Raw genomic sequence first — 19,493 nt, 5'->3', positions numbered from 1 at the left:
TGAGCCTCAGATTAGAGGCTCTTTAAAACTATTAAGAGCATCTTGTTTAAATGGAACGTTGGCAAAATATTCAAAATGTAGTGGTTGTGGGGCTCGGTATTACCGGGCTCTCTGTCGTTAAACATCTCGTAAAATATCAGCCCCATACTTGCGTAAAGGTAATTGATACGCGAGAGCTACCACCAGGAAAGGAATCTTTGCCTGAGTCGGTTGAGCTGCATTCTGGAAGCTGGAATAGCCAATGGCTAGCTGAGGCTGATCTGGTGGTTGCTAACCCAGGCATTGCTTTAGCGACACCTGAAATTCAAGATGTGCTTCAAGCGGGTACGCCTGTCGTTGGCGACATCGAGCTGTTTGGTTGGGCTGTAGATAAGCCTGTTGTGGCGATTACTGGTTCAAACGGTAAGAGTACCGTGACTGATCTGACTGGTGTGCTTGCTAAGGCTGCTGGGCTTAATGTTGGCGTTGGCGGCAATATTGGCATTCCTGCCCTAGACCTTCTAGAACTTGATGCGGATTTATATGTCCTTGAACTTTCAAGTTTTCAGTTAGAAACTACATCGAATTTAAAACTTGCCGCTGCGGCATTCTTAAATCTGTCTGAAGATCATATGGATCGCTATCAAGGCATGGCTGATTACCGTGAGGCCAAGTTAAGAATCTTTAATAACGCGCAGTGTGCGACTGTTAATCGTGAAGACAAAGAGACTTACCCTGACCAGACAATGCCATTGTTGACTTTTGGCCTAGATAACCAAGAGTTTGGTGTATCAACGATTGATAGTACTGAGTGGTTGGTCGATCACGGTAAACCTGTCCTTGCTACCCAAGATTTAACATTGGTTGGACGTCACAATGTGGCGAATGCGTTAGTCTCACTTGCACTATTGAAGCAAGTTGGTATCGACTACAGCAAAAGTCTTGATGCTTTGAAGGCCTATAACGGTTTGACGCATCGTTGCCAAGTCGTGGCTGACAAGCGCGAAATCAAATGGGTTAATGACTCCAAAGCAACGAATGTAGCCAGCACATTGGCAGCCCTGTCTGGGTTGGAGTATCAAGGTACGTTATATCTTTTGGTTGGCGGCGTTGGTAAAGGTGCTGACTTTAGTGAGCTTGAACCAGTATTGGCGCAACTTGAGCGTGTTCAGCTGTGTTGTTTCGGTGAAGATGCAGATCAATTCATGCCTCTGCACCCATCGGCACAAAAGTTCGATACCATGCAGCAGATAATCGAATCTATCTCGCCACAGCTGGTGGCTGGAGATATGGTGATGCTGTCTCCGGCGTGCGCAAGCTTCGATCAATTTAATAATTTCATGGCAAGAGGTGATGCGTTCACTGAGCTTGCTCATGAGTATGCTTAACGTGTTGAAGGACTAACATTCGGTGCAAAGAGTCAAAGAGATTAATCAATCCATCTGGCAGTGGCTAAACCGTGCTACTCCCGAGGCGCTTTACGATCGTCAATTGGTGTGGATTGCTCTTGGGCTAATGCTGACAGGTTTGGTGATGGTGACGTCTGCTTCGTTCCCCATCAGTGCTCGTTTAACCGATCAGCCGTTTCACTTTATGTTCCGTCATGCCATCTTCCTTGTATTGGCGTTAGGTGTCTCTAGCGTCATATTGCAAATCCCGATGCAACGCTGGTTTCAATACAGTATGTATCTACTGGGCTTGTCCTTCTTCTTGCTGATTGTGGTATTAGCCGTCGGTAAGTCGGTTAACGGCGCATCGCGTTGGATCCCATTAGGGCTATTTAACTTACAACCCGCTGAAGTTGCCAAGTTATCGCTGTTTATCTTTATGGCGGGCTACTTGGTTCGGAAGCAAGATGAAGTGAGAAAAACCTTCTTCGGTGGTTTTGGTAAACCGATCATGGTATTCGGCGCTTTTGCCGTGCTGCTGCTAGGCCAGCCCGATTTAGGTACTGTGGTCGTAATGCTAGTGACCCTGTTCGGCATGCTATTCATTGCTGGTGCCAAGCTTTCACAGTTTATCGCCTTGATGGTGGCAGGTATTGCCGCGGTCGTCGGTTTGATTGTTATAGAACCTTATCGTGTTCGACGTGTTACCTCATTCTGGGAACCTTGGAACGACCCGTTCGGCAGTGGTTACCAGTTAACTCAGTCATTGATGGCGTTTGGCCGTGGTGATTGGATGGGGCAAGGGCTTGGTAACTCGATTCAAAAACTCGAATACTTACCAGAAGCGCATACCGATTTTGTATTTGCTGTGTTGGCTGAAGAGCTTGGCTTTGTCGGTGTTACCTTAGTATTAATGTTGATCTTCAGCTTGGTGTTAAAAGCCATTCTGATAGGTAAAAAAGCCTTTGAACACGATCAAGTGTTCAGCGGCTATCTGGCTTTTGGTATTGGTATTTGGTTTGCGTTTCAGACGCTTGTTAACGTAGGTGCTGCATCTGGCATCGTTCCGACCAAAGGTCTAACCCTACCGCTAATCAGTTATGGTGGTTCGAGTTTAATTGTTATGTCTGTGGCGGTATCAATGCTGCTGCGCATTGACCACGAATGCCGAATGCAAAAAAAAGAACAAGCTGATAGTCAAAACGAATTAGTAGAATAAGAATCTAACGTGATGAAACAAAACAAAAAACTTTTAGTGATGGCTGGTGGTACTGGCGGTCACGTTTTCCCAGGGTTAGCAGTAGCGAAAAAGCTTCAGCAACAAGGTTGGGAAATTCGCTGGTTAGGCACAGCAGACAGAATGGAAGCGGATTTAGTGCCAAAGCATGGCATTGAAATCGACTTCATCAAAGTGAAAGGCCTGCGTGGTCAAGGCATTAGCAAGTTAATTAAAGCGCCGTTCCAGATTATTAATGCCATACTTCAAGCAAGGCAACACATCAAAGCATGGCAGCCTGATGTGGTACTTGGTATGGGTGGCTACGTGAGTGGCCCGGGTGGTATCGCGGCATGGTTGTCTGGCATTCCAGTGGTTCTCCATGAACAAAATGCAGTGGCAGGTTTAACCAACCAATGGCTGTCTAAGATTGCTAAAAAGGTTTTCCAAGCTTTCCCTGGTGCTTTCCCTACCGCAGAAGTGGTGGGTAACCCAGTACGCGAAGATGTGGTTGCCTTAGCTGAACCCGAGCAACGCATGGCTGAGCGTGATGGTGACATCCGCATCTTGGTTATGGGCGGCAGTCAGGGCGCAAAAATCCTAAACGATACCTTGCCAGTAACGATGGCGCAGCTTGGTGAAGGCTTCACTGTGATGCACCAAGCGGGTAAGAACAATCAACAACAAGTTATTGAGCAATACAAATCACATTCTGTTGGTAATGTTCAAGTGACTGAATTTATTGATGATGTGGCGCAAGCTTATGAGTGGGCAGATCTATTAGTGTGTCGCTCAGGTGCATTAACCGTATCAGAAGTGTCTGCGGCAGGTGTCGGTTCTATCTTCGTTCCGTTTATGCACAAAGACAGACAACAAGCGTTGAATGCCGACCATTTAGTTGAATGTGGCGCAGCGTTAATGATTGAACAGCCTCAACTAACGGCTGATAAGCTAGCGAACACTATCGCGCAGCTTGATAGAAATGAATTAAAAATGATGGCAACAAAAGCTCGTCAAGCCGCCAAGCTTGATGCTGATGTGACCGTCGCTGAAGCGATTAAAGCTTTAGCAAAATAATGAGATTGAATTGATGACGATTGAACATACCCAAGACTTAGCGCAAATCCGTGCAATGGTGCCAGAGATGCGCCGTGTTAAATCTATCCACTTCATTGGTATTGGTGGTGCCGGAATGAGCGGGATTGCTGAAGTCTTGCTAAATGAAGGCTACCAGATCACGGGTTCTGATATTGCTCAAAACCCAGTGACTGATCGTTTAGTTAGCAAGGGTGCGACCGTTTATATCGGTCACCAAGCGAGTAACGTTGCCGACGCAAGTGTGGTGGTTGTTTCAACCGCTATCAACGAAGAAAACCCAGAAATTATTGCAGCTCGTGAAGCGCGCACACCGATCGTTCGTCGTGCAGAAATGCTGGCTGAGCTGATGCGTTTTCGTCACGGTATTGCTGTGGCAGGTACGCACGGTAAAACAACCACGACTGCGCTAGTGACACAGATTTACTCGGAAGCCGGCCTAGATCCAACCTTCGTAAACGGTGGTTTGGTTAAAAGTGCTGGCACTAACGCACGTTTAGGTTCAAGCCGTATTCTTATCGCTGAAGCCGATGAGAGTGATGCTTCATTTTTACATCTGCAACCTATGGTTAGTATCGTAACTAACATTGAAGCGGATCATATGGATACCTACGGCGGCGATTTCGAAACGCTAAAGCAGACATTTATCGATTTCCTACACAACCTGCCGTTCTACGGCCAGGCTGTGATGTGTGTAGATGATCCTGTTGTACGTGAACTTATCCCTCAGGTGAGCCGCCAAGTGATTACTTACGGCTTCTCTGAAGACGCTGATATCCGCATTGAAAACTATGTACAACAAGGTCAGCAAGGCAAGTTTACGGTTGTTCGTAAAGGTAAAGCCAATCTCGATATTACGTTGAACATTCCCGGTCGCCATAACGCACTGAACGCATCAGCGGCGATTGCGGTTGCGACGGAAGATGACATCAGCGATGAAGCGATTCTAAAAGCGATGGCTGGAACGGAAGGCACTGGCCGTCGTTTCGATCACCTTGGTGAATATGAAACGGGTAAGGGTGTTGCAATGCTGGTCGATGATTACGGCCATCACCCAACCGAAGTTGATGTCACCATTCAAGCTGCACGAAGTGGTTGGACTGATAAACGTCTTGTGATGATCTTCCAACCGCACCGTTATAGCCGCACTCGCGATCTGTATGATGACTTCGCGAACGTTCTTGAGCAGGTTGATGTGCTTATTCTGTTAGATGTTTATTCTGCAGGTGAGAAACCTATTGCAGGGGCTGACGGACGCTCGTTAAGTCGAACTATTCGTGGGCGTGGTAAGATTGATCCCATCTTTGTTGCTGATATCAACACGCTGCCATCGGCTTTAGCCAACGTAATTCAAGGCGGTGACCTTGTTTTAACGCAGGGTGCAGGCGATGTTGGTCGAGTGGCGAAGCAGTTGGAATCGTTACAGTTAGACATTAATAAAATGCAGAACGCGTAACAGAATAGCGTCTACATACTGTGGTCGATCGCTCGTTTCTTGCGATTGACCTAAAATTGACCAAAAATCTTATTATCAACGTTTGATAGTTTGATTTTGCTCAGTATAATTCATAGGTTAAAGTAAGTGCTTTTACCTCTATTACGAAGATAGGGAATAGAATTGCGAACCAACGACAGGGAATGCGGGCTTTGGTAGAAAGTACTTTTAGCGAAAACCGCCACCTATTCAGTTTACCGTCGCTCAAGAAACACGCCTTAGGCGGGTCTTTTTTTGTCATGGTATTGCTATTCATTGGGTTTCTTTTCTATACCACACTAACTTGGATGTGGGACGATCAGCGATTGCCTCTCTCCAAAATAGTACTTCAAGGCGACTTAACTTACGTAACCGCTGGTGATGTTCAACATGCCTTTAGCGAGCTAGAGCACATTGGAACCTTCATGTCGCAAGACATCGGTGTGTTGCAAGACAGTTTAGAAGCGTTACCTTGGGTTTCAGTGGTCTCCATTCGTAAGCAGTGGCCAGACACAATAAAAGTATTTTTGACTGAGTACCATGCGGCAGCAATCTGGAACGGTAACATGCTGCTGAATGACGATGGTCAGGTGTTTAATGGTGATATCGGCCTGTTGAAGGGCGATAGAGTTAAGCTTTACGGCCCAGACGGCACCAGCCAAGAAGTGATAGAAAAGTGGCGACAGATAACCCCTTTGATTAACAGTCTAGGGTTAACCGTTACCTCTCTCGTTCTCAATGAGCGTCGCGCTTGGCAAATAATCCTAGATAACGGTATCCGTTTAGAACTAGGTAAAGATTCTTTAGATGAGCGTGTTGAACGCTTCATTTCGCTTTACAACGAACTTGGTAGTAAAGCGAATCAAGTGAGCTACATCGACCTCAGGTATGATACGGGAGCCGCTGTAGGCTGGTTTCCAGAGCAAGAGTTAGAAGAGAGCACAGATGACTAAGACCGCAGATGACAACATAATCGTTGGTCTTGATATAGGCACTGCGACCATATCAGCTCTGGTTGGTGAAATATTGCCTGATGGTCAAATCAATATCATTGGTTCTGGGCAAAGCCCATCCAGAGGTATGGATAAAGGTGGTGTAAACGACCTAGAGTCGGTAGTTAAGTCGGTTCAGCGAGCTATTGATCAAGCAGAGTTGATGGCGGAATGCCAAATCAGCAATGTATTTATCTCGCTATCGGGTAAACATATCGCAAGCCGAATTGAAAAAGGCATGGGCACTATCTCTGATGAAGAGGTGTCTCAAGACGATATGGATCGAGCGATCCATACCGCGAAATCAATTAAAATAGGTGATGAGCAGAGAATTCTGCACGTGATCCCACAAGAATTTACCATTGATTATCAAGAAGGGATTAAGAACCCACTTGGCTTATCTGGTGTTCGAATGGAAGTCAGTGTTCACCTAATTTCTTGCCATAGCGACATGGCGAGAAACATTATTAAAGCTGTTGAACGATGTGGTCTCACAGTAGAACAAATCGTGTTTTCAGGACTTGCCTCAAGCAATGCGGTAATTACTGAAGACGAGAGAGAGCTTGGAGTATGTGTTGTCGATATCGGTGCGGGTACAATGGATATTTCCATTTGGACTGGCGGCGCACTTCGACACACAGAAGTCTTTTCCTACGCAGGAAATGCAGTAACCAGTGATATTGCCTTCGCTTTCGGCACGCCAGTGAGCGATGCTGAAGAGATAAAAGTAAACCATGGTTGCGCTCTGAGTGAACTCGTAAGCAAGGATGACTCTGTTAACGTCCCAAGTGTTGGTGGTCGCCCATCGAGAAGTTTGCAACGACAAACTTTGTCGGAAGTGATTGAACCACGTTACACTGAACTTATGGGTCTCGTTAACCAAACTATTGATACGGTTCAATTACAGCTACGAGATGAAGGTATTAAACACCACCTTGCAGCTGGCGTCGTTCTCACTGGTGGAGCGGCACAAATTGACGGATTGGTAGAGTGTGCGGAACGTGTTTTCCGCAATCAAGTTCGAGTTGGTAAGCCGTTAGAAGTTAGTGGCTTAACTGACTATGTTAAAGAGCCGTATCATTCTACGGCGGTTGGTTTACTTCATTACGCAAGAGATTGTCAGATCAGTGATGAAGGTGATTACAGCGAACCTAAGCGTTCAGCACCTTCTATGTCTGGTTTATTTGGCAAATTGCGTAATTGGATACAAAAAGAGTTTTAACCTGAGTTGCAGGAAAAAACGGAGATAACACATGTTTGAACCGATGATGGAAATGTCTGACGATGCAGTAATTAAAGTCGTTGGAGTTGGTGGCGGTGGCGGTAACGCTGTTGAGCACATGGTACGTGAATCAATCGAAGGCGTAGAATTCATCAGTGTTAACACTGATGCACAAGCACTTCGTAAAACAAGCGTGAGCAGCGTGATCCAAATTGGTGGTGATATCACTAAAGGTTTGGGCGCTGGTGCAAACCCACAAGTAGGCCGTGATGCAGCTCTCGAAGATCGAGAAAGAATTAAAGAAGTTCTAACTGGCGCCGATATGGTATTTATCGCAGCTGGTATGGGCGGTGGGACTGGTACAGGTGCTGCTCCAGTTATTGCTGAAGTTGCGAAAGAGTTGGGTGTGCTGACGGTTGCTGTTGTAACTAAGCCATTTAGCTTTGAAGGCAAAAAGCGTTTAGCGTTTGCTGAGCAAGGTATTGAAGAGCTTTCTAAACATGTGGATTCATTAATTACGATTCCAAATGAAAAGCTACTTAAAGTACTTGGCCGCGGCGTAACTCTGCTAGAAGCTTTCGCAAGTGCCAATGATGTACTTAAAAACGCTGTACAAGGTATCGCTGAGCTAATTACTCGCCCTGGTATGATTAACGTCGATTTCGCGGATGTTCGCACCGTAATGTCTGAGATGGGTCATGCAATGATGGGTAGCGGTATCGCAAAAGGTGAAGACCGTGCTGAAGAAGCTGCTGAAACGGCAATTTCTAGCCCACTACTAGAAGACATCGACCTAGCTGGCGCACGTGGCGTTCTTGTGAACATCACAGCAGGCCTAGATATGCGTCTAGATGAATTCGAAACAGTAGGTAATACAGTTAAGGCATTCGCATCTGATAACGCAACAGTTGTGATTGGTACTTCTCTAGACCCTGATATGACAGATGAAATCCGCGTAACTGTTGTTGCAACAGGTATCGGCACAGAGAAAAAACCAGACATTACATTAGTTGCTGGTGGTAAAGCTAAGGTTGCACCAACTCCTCAACCACAGGTAGCGGCTCAAACTGCACCAAAAGTGGAAGAGAAAGTGGCACAACCATTGCAAGAAAAAACTGAGGTTAAACCTCAAGTTAAGCCGCAACCAACAACGTCACCTGTTTCTTCAGGTACAGGCGCTAGCCAAAGTGCAGCACCTAAGGCTGAGAAAGAGAGTGGATACTTAGATATTCCAGCATTCTTACGACGTCAGGCTGATTAACAAATACCCAAAATTTGACTATCGTCGAATTAATGGTAAAATTCGCGGTCGGTAAATACTGACCGTGATTTGTAGCACTGATAACGAGGCAAGCAGATGATCAGACAACGTACTCTGAAAGAAATTGTGAAAACAACTGGTGTGGGTCTCCACTCTGGTCGTAAAGTCACACTTACTCTTCGCCCGGCAGCTGCAAATACAGGTATTGTTTATCGTCGTACAGATGTAAATCCACCTGTAGATTTCCCAGCTGATCCAGCGTCAGTTCGTGACACTATGCTATGTACAGCTCTTGTTAATGACGAAGGCGTACGTATCTCTACAGTGGAACACCTTAACGCAGCTTTAGCGGGTATGGGCATCGACAACATTATTGTTGAAGTAGATGCTCCTGAAATCCCAATTATGGATGGTAGCGCAAGCCCATTCGTATACTTGCTACAGCAAGCGGGTGTAGAAACACTGAATGCAGCGAAGCGTTTTATTCGTATCAAAAAGCCTATCCGTTTTGAAGATGGCGATAAGTGGGCAGAGTTTGTTCCATTTAACGGCTTCCGTATGGACTTTGAGATCGACTTTAACCACCCAGCAATTGAATCTGATGAGCAACGTTTGTTGTTTGATTTCTCTTCACAAGGTTTTGTGAAAGAAATCTCTCGCGCTCGTACTTTCGGCTTCATGCGCGACATTGAGTATCTACAATCTCAAAACCTAGTACTTGGTGGTAGCTTTGATAATGCTATCGTACTTGACGAATACCGAATTCTTAATGAAGAGGGTCTACGTTTTGACAATGAGTTCGTAACTCATAAAGTACTAGATGCGATTGGTGACTTGTACATGTGTGGACACGCTATTATTGGTGAGTTTCGTGCATACAAATCAGGTCACGGCCTAAACAACCAACTACTACGTGCAGTACTTGCTGACGCAGAAGCTTGGGAATGGGCAACATTCGAAGAAGAAGTAGGCTCTCCTGTTGCATTTGCTGAACCAGGAATGGTTCTAGCGTAATTGTTGTTTACAGCAATATAAGATTTCGAAAACCAGGTCATTGACCTGGTTTTTTTGTATCTATTTTCCAGATACAGTGTCGTCAACATCCGAAAGTTGTCTCCCAATGAGCTGCAGTCTGGCTAATCCATCAGCAATTAGAAAGAAAAGTTCCAAGCACATCAAACAAATGGGGTTATAAATGGTTGTTGGTGTGAAAATTACTTACACTAAAGGGCATTAATTTTAACTCAAGCCTTGAAAACTCTACTCTCAAGTACAATATCAAAGATACTAGATTTATCTCAGTATCCTTGGTTAGTAACTGAAGACTAGTTCATAGCTAGTAGAGACACTGACGGCATTTAAAATAGATCGCGGACGATCTGAGAACGAAGAGATTCCAAGCACATGATTACTAAGCTGCTGACAAAGGTAATTGGCAGTCGCAATGACAGAACACTGCGCCGCCTTAGAAAAATTGTAAAAGAAATTAATAACTTCGAACCAACGTTTGAAGCACTTTCAGACGAAGAGCTAAAAGCAAAAACGGTTGAATTTCGTGAGCGCTTAGATAAAGGTGAATCGCTAGACCAACTTCTACCTGAAGCATTTGCTACGGTACGTGAAGCGTCTAAGCGTGTTTACGGCATGCGTCACTTTGACGTGCAAATGATTGGTGGCATGGTTCTAAATGCTGGCCAAATTGCAGAAATGCGTACTGGTGAAGGTAAGACTCTTACAGCAACCCTACCAGCTTATCTTAACGCCCTACCTAGCAAAGGTGTTCACGTAGTAACGGTGAACGACTACCTAGCGAAGCGTGATGCGGAAACAAACCGCCCATTATTTGAATTCCTTGGTATGACTGTTGGCGTAAACGTGCCAAACATGGCTCCACCAGAGAAGAAAGAAGCGTACCAAGCGGATATCCTATACGGAACAAACAACGAGTTTGGCTTCGATTACCTACGTGACAACATGGCTTTCCGTGCTGAAGATCGTGTTCAACGTGAGCGCTTCTTTGCTGTTGTCGATGAGGTTGACTCAATCTTAATCGATGAAGCTCGTACTCCACTTATTATCTCTGGCCCAGCTGAAGATAGTTCAGATCTTTACACGCGTATTAACACGTTGATCCCTAACCTTGAGCGCCAAGATAAAGAAGATTCTGAAGAGTACCGTGGTGAAGGTCACTACACCATGGACGAGAAATCGAAACAGGTTCACCTGACTGAAAACGGTCAAGAATTTGTAGAAGAGCTAATGGTCAAAAACGGCCTGATGGAAGAGGGTGACACGCTTTACTCTCCAACTAATATCAGCCTATTGCACCATGTTAATGCAGCGCTGCGTGCACACGTACTGTTTGAGAAAGACGTCGACTACATCGTTACTGAAGAAGGCGAAGTGGTTATCGTTGATGAACATACTGGTCGTACTATGCCAGGTCGTCGTTGGTCTGAAGGTTTACACCAAGCTGTTGAAGCTAAAGAAGGTGTGAAGATTCAGAATGAAAACCAGACGCTAGCATCGATTACATTCCAGAACTTCTTCCGTCTATACGAAAAACTGTCAGGTATGACAGGTACAGCCGATACAGAAGCTTTCGAATTTCAGTCTATCTACGGCCTAGAAACAGTGGTTATCCCAACCAACAAGCCTATGGTTCGTAACGATATGCCAGATGTGGTTTATCGTACCGAAGAAGACAAGTTCAATGCGATCATTGAAGACATCAAAGACCGTGTAGCTGCTGGTCAGCCATCATTGGTTGGTACGGTTTCTATCGAGAAGTCTGAACTACTGTCTAACGCACTGAAAAAAGCAAAAATTAAGCACAGCGTTCTAAATGCTAAATTCCACGAAATGGAAGCAGAGATCGTTGCACAAGCTGGTATGCCGAGTGCGGTAACTATCGCAACTAACATGGCTGGTCGTGGTACCGATATCGTATTAGGTGGTAGCTGGCAGGCACAAGTTGAGAAGCTAGAGAATCCAACCAAAGAGCAGATCGAGAAGATCAAAGCTGACTGGAGAGTAATCCACGATAAAGTGCTTGAGTCAGGTGGTCTGCACATCATTGGTACTGAGCGTCATGAATCTCGCCGTATCGACAACCAGCTACGTGGTCGTTCTGGTCGTCAAGGTGATGCGGGTTCTTCTCGTTTCTACCTATCAATGGAAGATTCTCTGCTACGTATCTTCACATCGGATCGTATGGCTGGTCTTATCCAAAGTGGTATGGACGAAGGCGAAGCGATCGAATCTAAGATGCTTTCTCGCTCAATTGAAAAAGCACAACGTAAAGTTGAAGGTCGTAACTTCGATATTCGTAAGCAGCTTCTTGAGTACGATGATGTAGCCAATGACCAACGTAAAGTGGTTTATGAGCTTCGTGATGAACTGATGAGCTCTGACGATATCAGCGAGATGATCGAACACAACCGTGAAGATGTATTGGCATCAGTGATTGATGAATACATCTCACCTCAGTCTCTTGAAGATATGTGGGATATCGCGGGTCTGCAAGATCGTCTGAAGAATGACTTCGATCTAGACTTTGATATTCAAGGTTGGTTAGACGAAGACGACAAGCTTTATGAAGAAGCATTGCGTGAGCGTATTCTTGGTATGGCGGTTGATTCGTACAAACAGAAAGAAGAAGTGGTTGGTGCTCAAGTACTGCGTAACTTCGAGAAATCTGTGATGCTACAAACGCTAGACGGCCTTTGGAAAGAGCACTTGGCTGCGATGGATCACCTTCGTCAAGGTATCCACTTACGTGGTTATGCTCAGAAGAACCCGAAACAAGAGTACAAGCGCGAGTCGTTTGAACTGTTTGAAGGCCTACTAGATGTACTGAAAACAGACGTTGTTACCATCCTTTCTAAAGTGCGCGTTCAGCAACAAGAAGAAGTTGAAAAGATGGAAGCTCAACGTCAAGCTCAAGCTGAAGAAGCGGCGCGTCGTGCACAAGCGCAACATGCAACAGCTGAAAACCAGCTAGCTGACGATGAAGCTGAAGCGGCATCTCCACAAACGGTAGTGCGTGACGAGCGTAAAGTTGGCCGTAACGAGCCATGCCCATGTGGTAGCGGTAAGAAGTACAAGCAGTGTCACGGTAAAATCGCGTAAGTTTAATGAATCGTTGCTGTAGCGCATGGTAGCTGCGTTGGTGGTACTCACTAACAGTCGTAAGCTCCGTGCCACCGCCTTGCTCTCATACACTACAACTTAGCTTCATAAAACTGACAAATAGAATATAAAGAGTCGCTTAGGCGGCTCTTTTTGTATGTAAATTTCATGGCTTACTTTGTTACGCAAGGAAGTTGTCATTCCCTATAGCGAGGAGCGAGCGTAGTAGGGAATCTTGTTTAGTTAGGCTCGCGTAGTTTTAGATCCCCAACTCAGTCGTTCCTCTTTCTTGAGGATGACGTATTTAGGGACTATGTGAGTTCAGCGTTTTATTAAGGAACACCATCAATGAAAAGAATCCATATCGTAGCGGGTATTATCTTCAATCAAGATAAGTCACAGGTCTTTATCACTAAGCGTCCAGATGACAAGCACAAAGGTGGCTTCTGGGAATTTCCAGGTGGCAAGGTTGAAGAGGGCGAAACTATTGAGCAAGCGATGACTCGCGAGCTTGATGAAGAGGTCGGTATCAAGGTGACCGAGCAGTCTCTGTTTGAGCATCTTGAATTTGATTACACGGATAAGTCACTTAAGTTCGATTTCATTCTCGTGACTGATTTTGAAGAGCAGCCTTATGGTAAAGAAGGTCAGCAAGGTGAATGGGTAAGCCTAGAATCATTGAATCAATACGCCTTCCCAGAGGCAAATGTGCCAATTTTAGAGCGAGTAATAAAAGAGTTTTCGTAATTGCTAGCCTGAGTTTGAGATTGTTGTTAGTTTAAAGAGATTAATCGATTGAACGTTGCTGCAAGAGATAAGTGGCAACGGTAACCAAAACAATGGAGATATTCGCAGTGGTAAGAATTGCAATTGCAGGAGCAGCGGGCCGCATGGGCCGCAACTTGGTGAAAGCCGCTCATCATAATTCAGAAGCAAGTGTTGGAGCTGGTTCAGAGCGTCCAGAGTCATCTTTGGTCGGCGTAGATGTCGGCGAGTTATGCGGTGAAGGTCGTTTTGATGTTGCTTTAGTCGATGATTTGTCTAAAGCCATCGAAGAGTTTGATGTGATTGTCGATTTTACTGCCCCTGTTAGCACATTAGCGAATATTGAACTTTGTAAACGTCACGGTAAAAAACTGATCATCGGTACAACGGGCTTCTCTGAAGAAGAGAAGCAGGTGATTGATGCTGCTTCAAAAGAGATGGCTATCGTAATGGCACCTAACTACAGCGTTGGTGTGAACCTGGTCTTTAAGCTGCTAGAGAAGGCCGCTAAAGTGATGGGCGATTACTGTGATGTCGAGATCGTTGAGGCTCATCACCGTCATAAAGTCGATGCACCGTCAGGTACTGCGATTGGTATGGGCGAAGCTATTGCGGGTGCTATGGGCAACGAGCTGAACGATGTAGCTGTATGGTCACGCGAGGGTATTACTGGCGAGCGCACTAAAGATGAGATTGGTTTCGCGACGATTCGTGCCGGTGACATTATTGGTGAACACACCGCTATGTTTGCTGATATCGGTGAACGAGTGGAAATTACCCATAAAGCCACTGATCGAATGACCTTTGCTAATGGCGCAATCAAGGCCGCGGTTTGGTTAAATGATAAACCAGCAGGCTTTTATACCATGACGGATGTGCTTGGTTTGAATGACCTATAAATAGATATTTATGCGCTGGCAATTGCCGGCGCTTTCTTTATTTGGTGCATTTTCCTTAGTAATCTCACTTCTCCGATCTTCCTTCTACTTTCTTCTTATCGCCTTTTTGACTCCATTTCTATGCTGTTTATGTGGTCTTTAGTGTGTTTTTTGTTTTAGATCTTTAAATTGTCATGTTTTCTCTTGGTATTTATCGATTGCGTTTTGTTGCTGATATTTTTATCACTCTATGGTTGGCTAAAATGAGGAGTGAAAATTAGAAAATCGTAATATTCGAGCTAAATGCGCATGAAAGTTGAACTTTTGGAGCTTTGAGGGGGTAAATTGAATTAGTCCTTACAAATGTTTAATTTCTTTTGAGTTAAATGTTGACACGTATCACGCAGATCACTAAAATACCGCCAATTTGTCTAATTTCCATAAACACGCAGTTTTTGGTGTTGCAGGAAGGTAGATTTGCAAATTAAATCAATTTTAATGCATTTTTATTTCTGGAGGTTGTCTTGAAGAAGTCAGCACTACTCGTCCTAGAAGATGGGACAGTATTTCACGGTGAAGCCATTGGCGCTGTAGGTTCTGCAGTTGGTGAAGTCGTTTTTAATACCTCGATGACGGGGTACCAAGAAATCCTCACTGATCCTTCCTATTCTCAACAAATCGTTACCCTTACTTACCCTCACATTGGCAATACCGGAACCAATTCCGAAGACGAAGAATCTTCTTCAATCCACGCTCAAGGCCTTGTGATTCGCGATCTCCCTCTAATCGCTTCTAACTTCCGTAATGAACAATCCCTTTCTGATTACCTTAAGTCGCAAAACGTTGTTGGTATCGCTGATATTGATACTCGTAAGTTGACGCGTATTCTTCGTGAAAAAGGCGCACAGAACGGTTGTATTGTAGCTGGCTCTTCAGTAAACGACGGAAACCTAGACGAAGCTTTGGCTCTAGCTAAAGCAAAAGAATTCCCTGGCCTGAAAGGTATGGACCTTGCGAAAGAAGTTACAACAAAAGAAGCGTATCAATGGAAACAAGGTTCGTGGACGCTTACGGGTGGACTTCCTGAAGCGAAAGCAGACTCAGAATTGCCATACCACGTTGTTGCTTATGACTTCGGTGCAAAACGAAACATCCTACGAATGCTTGTTGACCGCGGCTGCCGCCTAACGGTTGTTCCTGCTGAGACTTCAGCTGAAGAAGTACTTGCTCTGAACCCAGACGGTGTTTTCCTTTCAAATGGCCCTGGTGACCCAGAACCATGTACTTACGCAATTGAAGCGACAAAAGTGTTCCTAGAAAAAGGCTTACCAATCTTCGGTATCTGTCTAGGTCACCAGATTCTTGCTCTTGCGTCAGGCGCTAAGACAGTGAAGATGAAGTTTGGTCACCACGGCGCAAACCACCCGGTTAAAGATTTAGATCGTGATGTTGTGATGATTACTTCGCAAAACCACGGCTTTGCTGCTGACGAAGAAACCCTTCCAGAGACACTACGTGCAACGCACAAATCACTATTTGATGGTTCTCTACAAGGTATTCACCGTACAGACAAACCAGCATTCAGCTTCCAAGGTCACCCTGAAGCAAGCCCAGGTCCAGAAGACGCAGCGCCGTTATTCGACCACTTTATTGAACTAATCAAACAGCACACAGCGTAATTCGGAGTAGTAGACAATGCCAAAACGTACTGACATTAAAAGTATTCTTATTCTAGGTGCTGGCCCGATCGTTATCGGCCAAGCATGTGAGTTCGATTACTCTGGTGCTCAAGCTTGTAAAGCGCTTCGCGAAGAAGGTTACCGAGTTATTCTTGTAAACTCGAACCCAGCGACAATCATGACTGACCCAGACATGGCAGATGCAACTTACATCGAGCCTATCCAATGGGAAGTTGTGCGTAACATCATCGCTAAAGAGAAGCCTGATGCAGTTCTACCTACTATGGGTGGCCAAACTGCATTGAACTGTGCTCTAGACCTAGAAAAGCACGGCGTTCTTGAAGAGTTCGGTGTTGAAATGATTGGTGCAACGGCTGACGCTATCGATAAAGCAGAAGACCGTTCACGCTTCGATAAAGCAATGAAAGCAATTGGCCTTGAGTGTCCAACTGCTGATACAGCGAAAACGATGGAAGAAGCTTACAAAGTTTTAGACATGGTTGGCTTCCCTTGTATCATTCGTCCATCGTTCACGATGGGTGGTACTGGTGGCGGTATCGCTTACAACAAAGAAGAATTTGAAGAAATTTGTCGTCGTGGTTTGGATCTATCTCCAACTAATGAACTTCTTATCGATGAATCACTTATCGGTTGGAAAGAGTACGAGATGGAAGTGGTTCGTGACAAAAACGACAACTGCATCATCGTATGTGCGATTGAAAACTTCGACCCAATGGGTATTCACACAGGTGACTCAATCACTGTGGCTCCAGCTCAAACGCTGACAGATAAAGAATACCAACTAATGCGTAACGCATCTCTAGCAGTACTGCGTGAGATTGGTGTTGAAACAGGTGGTTCAAACGTACAGTTTGGTATCAACCCGAAAGATGGCCGTATGGTTATCATCGAAATGAACCCACGTGTATCTCGCTCTTCTGCACTAGCATCTAAAGCAACAGGTTTCCCAATCGCTAAGATTGCAGCGAAACTGGCTGTTGGTTTCACGCTAGACGAGCTAATGAATGACATCACTGGCGGCGCAACTCCAGCATCATTCGAACCAACAATCGACTACGTAGTAACTAAGATTCCTCGTTTTAACTTCGAGAAGTTTGCAGGTGCTAACGACCGCCTAACGACGCAAATGAAGTCGGTTGGTGAAGTTATGGCTATCGGCCGTAACCAACAAGAATCTCTACAAAAAGCACTTCGCGGCCTAGAAGTTGGCGCGACTGGTTTTGACGAAATGGTAGACCTAGACGCACCAGATGCTCTAACGACTATCCGTCACGAACTTAAAGAAGCTGGCGCAGAGCGTATTTGGTACATCGCTGACGCATTCCGTGCTGGTATGTCGGTAGATGGTGTATTCAACCTAACGCAAATCGACCGTTGGTTCCTAGTTCAAATCGAAGACATCGTTAAGCTAGAGCAAGAACTTAAAGCGAAAGGCTTTGCTGGTCTAAATAAAGACGAGCTAAACAAGCTTAAGCGTAAAGGTTTTGCTGATGCGCGCCTATCTAAGATTCTAGGTGTAGCAGAAAGCGAAATCCGTCGTCTACGTGACCAATACGATATCCACCCGGTATACAAGCGTGTAGATACGTGTGCAGCTGAGTTCTCTTCAGACACGGCTTACATGTACTCATCTTACGATGACGAGTGTGAAGCAAACCCAACAGACAAAGAAAAAATCATGATTCTAGGCGGCGGTCCAAACCGTATCGGCCAAGGTATTGAATTTGACTACTGTTGTGTACACGCATCACTAGCGCTACGTGAAGATGGCTACGAAACTATCATGGTTAACTGTAACCCTGAGACTGTTTCTACAGACTACGATACGTCTGACCGTCTGTACTTCGAACCAGTAACTCTGGAAGATGTACTAGCAATCGCTCGCGTTGAGAAGCCAAAAGGCGTTATCGTTCAGTACGGTGGTCAAACGCCACTTAAACTGGCACGTGCTCTTGAAGCTGCTGGCGTACCAATCATCGGTACTAGCCCAGACGCAATCGACCGTGCAGAAGACCGTGAGCGTTTCCAAGTTGCTGTAGACCGTCTAGGCCTACTTCAGCCAGAAAACGCGACAGTAACAACAATGGAGCAAGCGGTAGAGAAATCTCGCGAAATCGGCTTCCCACTGGTTGTGCGTCCTTCTTACGTACTTGGTGGTCGTGCGATGGAAATCGTATACGACGAGCAAGACCTACGTCGCTACTTCAACGAAGCAGTTAGCGTATCAAACGAATCTCCAGTACTACTTGATAGCTTCCTAGATGACGCTGTTGAAGTTGACGTAGATGCGATTTGTGACGGTGAGCGCGTTGTAATCGGCGGTATCATGGAGCACATCGAGCAAGCGGGTGTTCACTCAGGTGACTCAGCATGTTCTCTTCCTGCATACACGCTAAGCCAAGAAATCCAAGACGTAATGCGCGAGCAAGTTGAAAAGCTAGCGTTCGAGTTGGGTGTTCGTGGTCTGATGAACACGCAGTTTGCTGTTAAGAACAATGAAGTGTACCTAATCGAGGTTAACCCTCGTGCAGCACGTACGGTTCCATTTGTATCTAAAGCAACTGGCGCGCCAATCGCTAAGATTGCTGCTCGTGTAATGGCGGGTCAATCTCTTGAGTCTCAAGGCTTTACGAAAGAAATCATCCCTCCTTACTACTCAGTGAAAGAAGTTGTACTTCCATTCAACAAGTTCCCTGGTGTTGACCCACTGTTAGGCCCTGAAATGCGCTCTACTGGTGAAGTTATGGGTGTTGGTGCGACGTTCGCAGAAGCATACTCTAAAGCTGAATTGGGTTGTGGCAACATCTACCCAGAAGGCGGTCGTGCACTTCTTTCTGTTCGCGAAGGCGACAAAGAGCGTGTTGTTGACCTAGCATCTAAGCTATCTAAACTTGGTTACCAGCTAGACGCAACGCACGGTACTGCGGTTATCCTTGGCGAAGCGGGCATCAACCCACGTCTAGTAAACAAGGTACATGAAGGTCGTCCTCACATTCTTGACCGTATCAAGAACAACGAGTACACGTACATCGTGAACACTGCAGCTGGCCGTCAAGCGATTGAAGATTCTAAAGTTCTTCGTCGTGGTGCACTTGCTGAGAAAGTTAACTACACGACTACGCTAAACGCTGCATTCGCGACTTGTATGGCGCACACTGCAGACGCGAAAACGTCAGTAACTTCAGTTCAAGAGCTACACGCTCAGGTTAAAGCTTCTCAAGCTTAATCGCCTAAAGTGTATCGCTGATAAGCGGATATAAATGCTCAAAGCCCACTCTTCGGAGTGGGCTTTTTTATGGTGCGCCGAGCATGGCGTTGATCTAGGAGGTGAAAGTCCTCTACGGGCTCAGTCGAGCGAGAACCGTTAGCCTATGCAAGGGTGTTCACCGTGA

General features: G+C 45.5%; 13 protein-coding genes. All 13 read left to right on the top strand.

The window, feature by feature from the left end; translation table 11 throughout:
* Nucleotides 1–50: 50 nt before the first annotated feature.
* The 13 genes from murD (at nt 51) to carB (ending at nt 19,327) form a co-directional block, all read left to right on the top strand.
* A complete protein-coding gene (gene murD / locus F0229_RS04375) occupies nt 51–1,367 on the top strand; it encodes a UDP-N-acetylmuramoyl-L-alanine--D-glutamate ligase (protein ID WP_065584710.1) in 1,317 nt (438 codons plus the stop codon).
* Between the two features lie 22 nt (nt 1,368–1,389).
* Nucleotides 1,390–2,586 carry a cell division protein FtsW gene (gene ftsW / locus F0229_RS04370; protein ID WP_171732325.1) on the top strand — a complete coding sequence of 399 codons (1,197 nt, stop codon included), beginning with the start codon at nt 1,390–1,392 and terminating at the stop codon, nt 2,584–2,586.
* A gap of 12 nt (nt 2,587–2,598) precedes the next feature.
* Nucleotides 2,599–3,660, top strand: a complete 1,062-nt coding sequence (gene murG / locus F0229_RS04365; protein WP_017062898.1) for an undecaprenyldiphospho-muramoylpentapeptide beta-N-acetylglucosaminyltransferase — start codon at nt 2,599–2,601, stop codon at nt 3,658–3,660.
* A 13-nt stretch (nt 3,661–3,673) separates the two neighbouring features.
* Complete coding sequence (murC, locus tag F0229_RS04360) at nt 3,674–5,134, top strand: UDP-N-acetylmuramate--L-alanine ligase (protein ID WP_171732324.1); 1,461 nt, start codon at nt 3,674–3,676, stop codon at nt 5,132–5,134.
* Between the two features lie 191 nt (nt 5,135–5,325).
* On the top strand, nt 5,326–6,105 hold the full coding sequence (locus F0229_RS04355; RefSeq protein ID WP_029235089.1) for a cell division protein FtsQ/DivIB: 780 nt from the start codon (nt 5,326–5,328) through the stop codon (nt 6,103–6,105).
* On the top strand, nt 6,098–7,366 hold the full coding sequence (gene ftsA / locus F0229_RS04350; RefSeq protein ID WP_010434747.1) for a cell division protein FtsA: 1,269 nt from the start codon (nt 6,098–6,100) through the stop codon (nt 7,364–7,366). The genes F0229_RS04355 and ftsA overlap by 8 nt, the downstream gene beginning before the upstream one ends.
* A 31-nt stretch (nt 7,367–7,397) precedes the next feature.
* On the top strand, nt 7,398–8,627 hold the full coding sequence (gene ftsZ, locus F0229_RS04345; RefSeq protein ID WP_017059291.1) for a cell division protein FtsZ: 1,230 nt from the start codon (nt 7,398–7,400) through the stop codon (nt 8,625–8,627).
* A 96-nt stretch (nt 8,628–8,723) separates the two neighbouring features.
* A complete protein-coding gene (lpxC, locus tag F0229_RS04340) occupies nt 8,724–9,641 on the top strand; it encodes a UDP-3-O-acyl-N-acetylglucosamine deacetylase (RefSeq protein ID WP_010434751.1) in 918 nt (305 codons plus the stop codon).
* Between the two features lie 390 nt (nt 9,642–10,031).
* Entirely contained in the window at nt 10,032–12,758 is a 2,727-nt protein-coding gene (gene secA / locus F0229_RS04335; RefSeq protein ID WP_171732323.1) for a preprotein translocase subunit SecA, read from the top strand.
* Nucleotides 12,759–13,106: 348 nt separating this feature from the next.
* On the top strand, nt 13,107–13,505 hold the full coding sequence (gene mutT / locus F0229_RS04330; RefSeq protein WP_017062897.1) for an 8-oxo-dGTP diphosphatase MutT: 399 nt from the start codon (nt 13,107–13,109) through the stop codon (nt 13,503–13,505).
* 92 nt (nt 13,506–13,597) lie between these two features.
* Complete coding sequence (gene dapB / locus F0229_RS04325) at nt 13,598–14,422, top strand: 4-hydroxy-tetrahydrodipicolinate reductase (protein ID WP_020628676.1); 825 nt, start codon at nt 13,598–13,600, stop codon at nt 14,420–14,422.
* A gap of 503 nt (nt 14,423–14,925) precedes the next feature.
* Entirely contained in the window at nt 14,926–16,080 is a 1,155-nt protein-coding gene (gene carA, locus F0229_RS04320) for a glutamine-hydrolyzing carbamoyl-phosphate synthase small subunit (RefSeq protein WP_010434758.1), read from the top strand.
* A gap of 16 nt (nt 16,081–16,096) precedes the next feature.
* Nucleotides 16,097–19,327, top strand: a complete 3,231-nt coding sequence (gene carB, locus F0229_RS04315) for a carbamoyl-phosphate synthase large subunit (protein WP_017059294.1) — start codon at nt 16,097–16,099, stop codon at nt 19,325–19,327.
* Nucleotides 19,328–19,493: the final 166 nt, after the last annotated feature.

Origin of the sequence: Vibrio sp. AIC-3 (assembly GCF_013114515.1) — a bacterium.
GTDB lineage: Bacteria > Pseudomonadota > Gammaproteobacteria > Enterobacterales > Vibrionaceae > Vibrio > Vibrio crassostreae_C.
The sequence above is the reverse complement of the archived record's forward strand: the minus strand, read 5'-3'. Positions and strand labels throughout refer to the sequence as shown.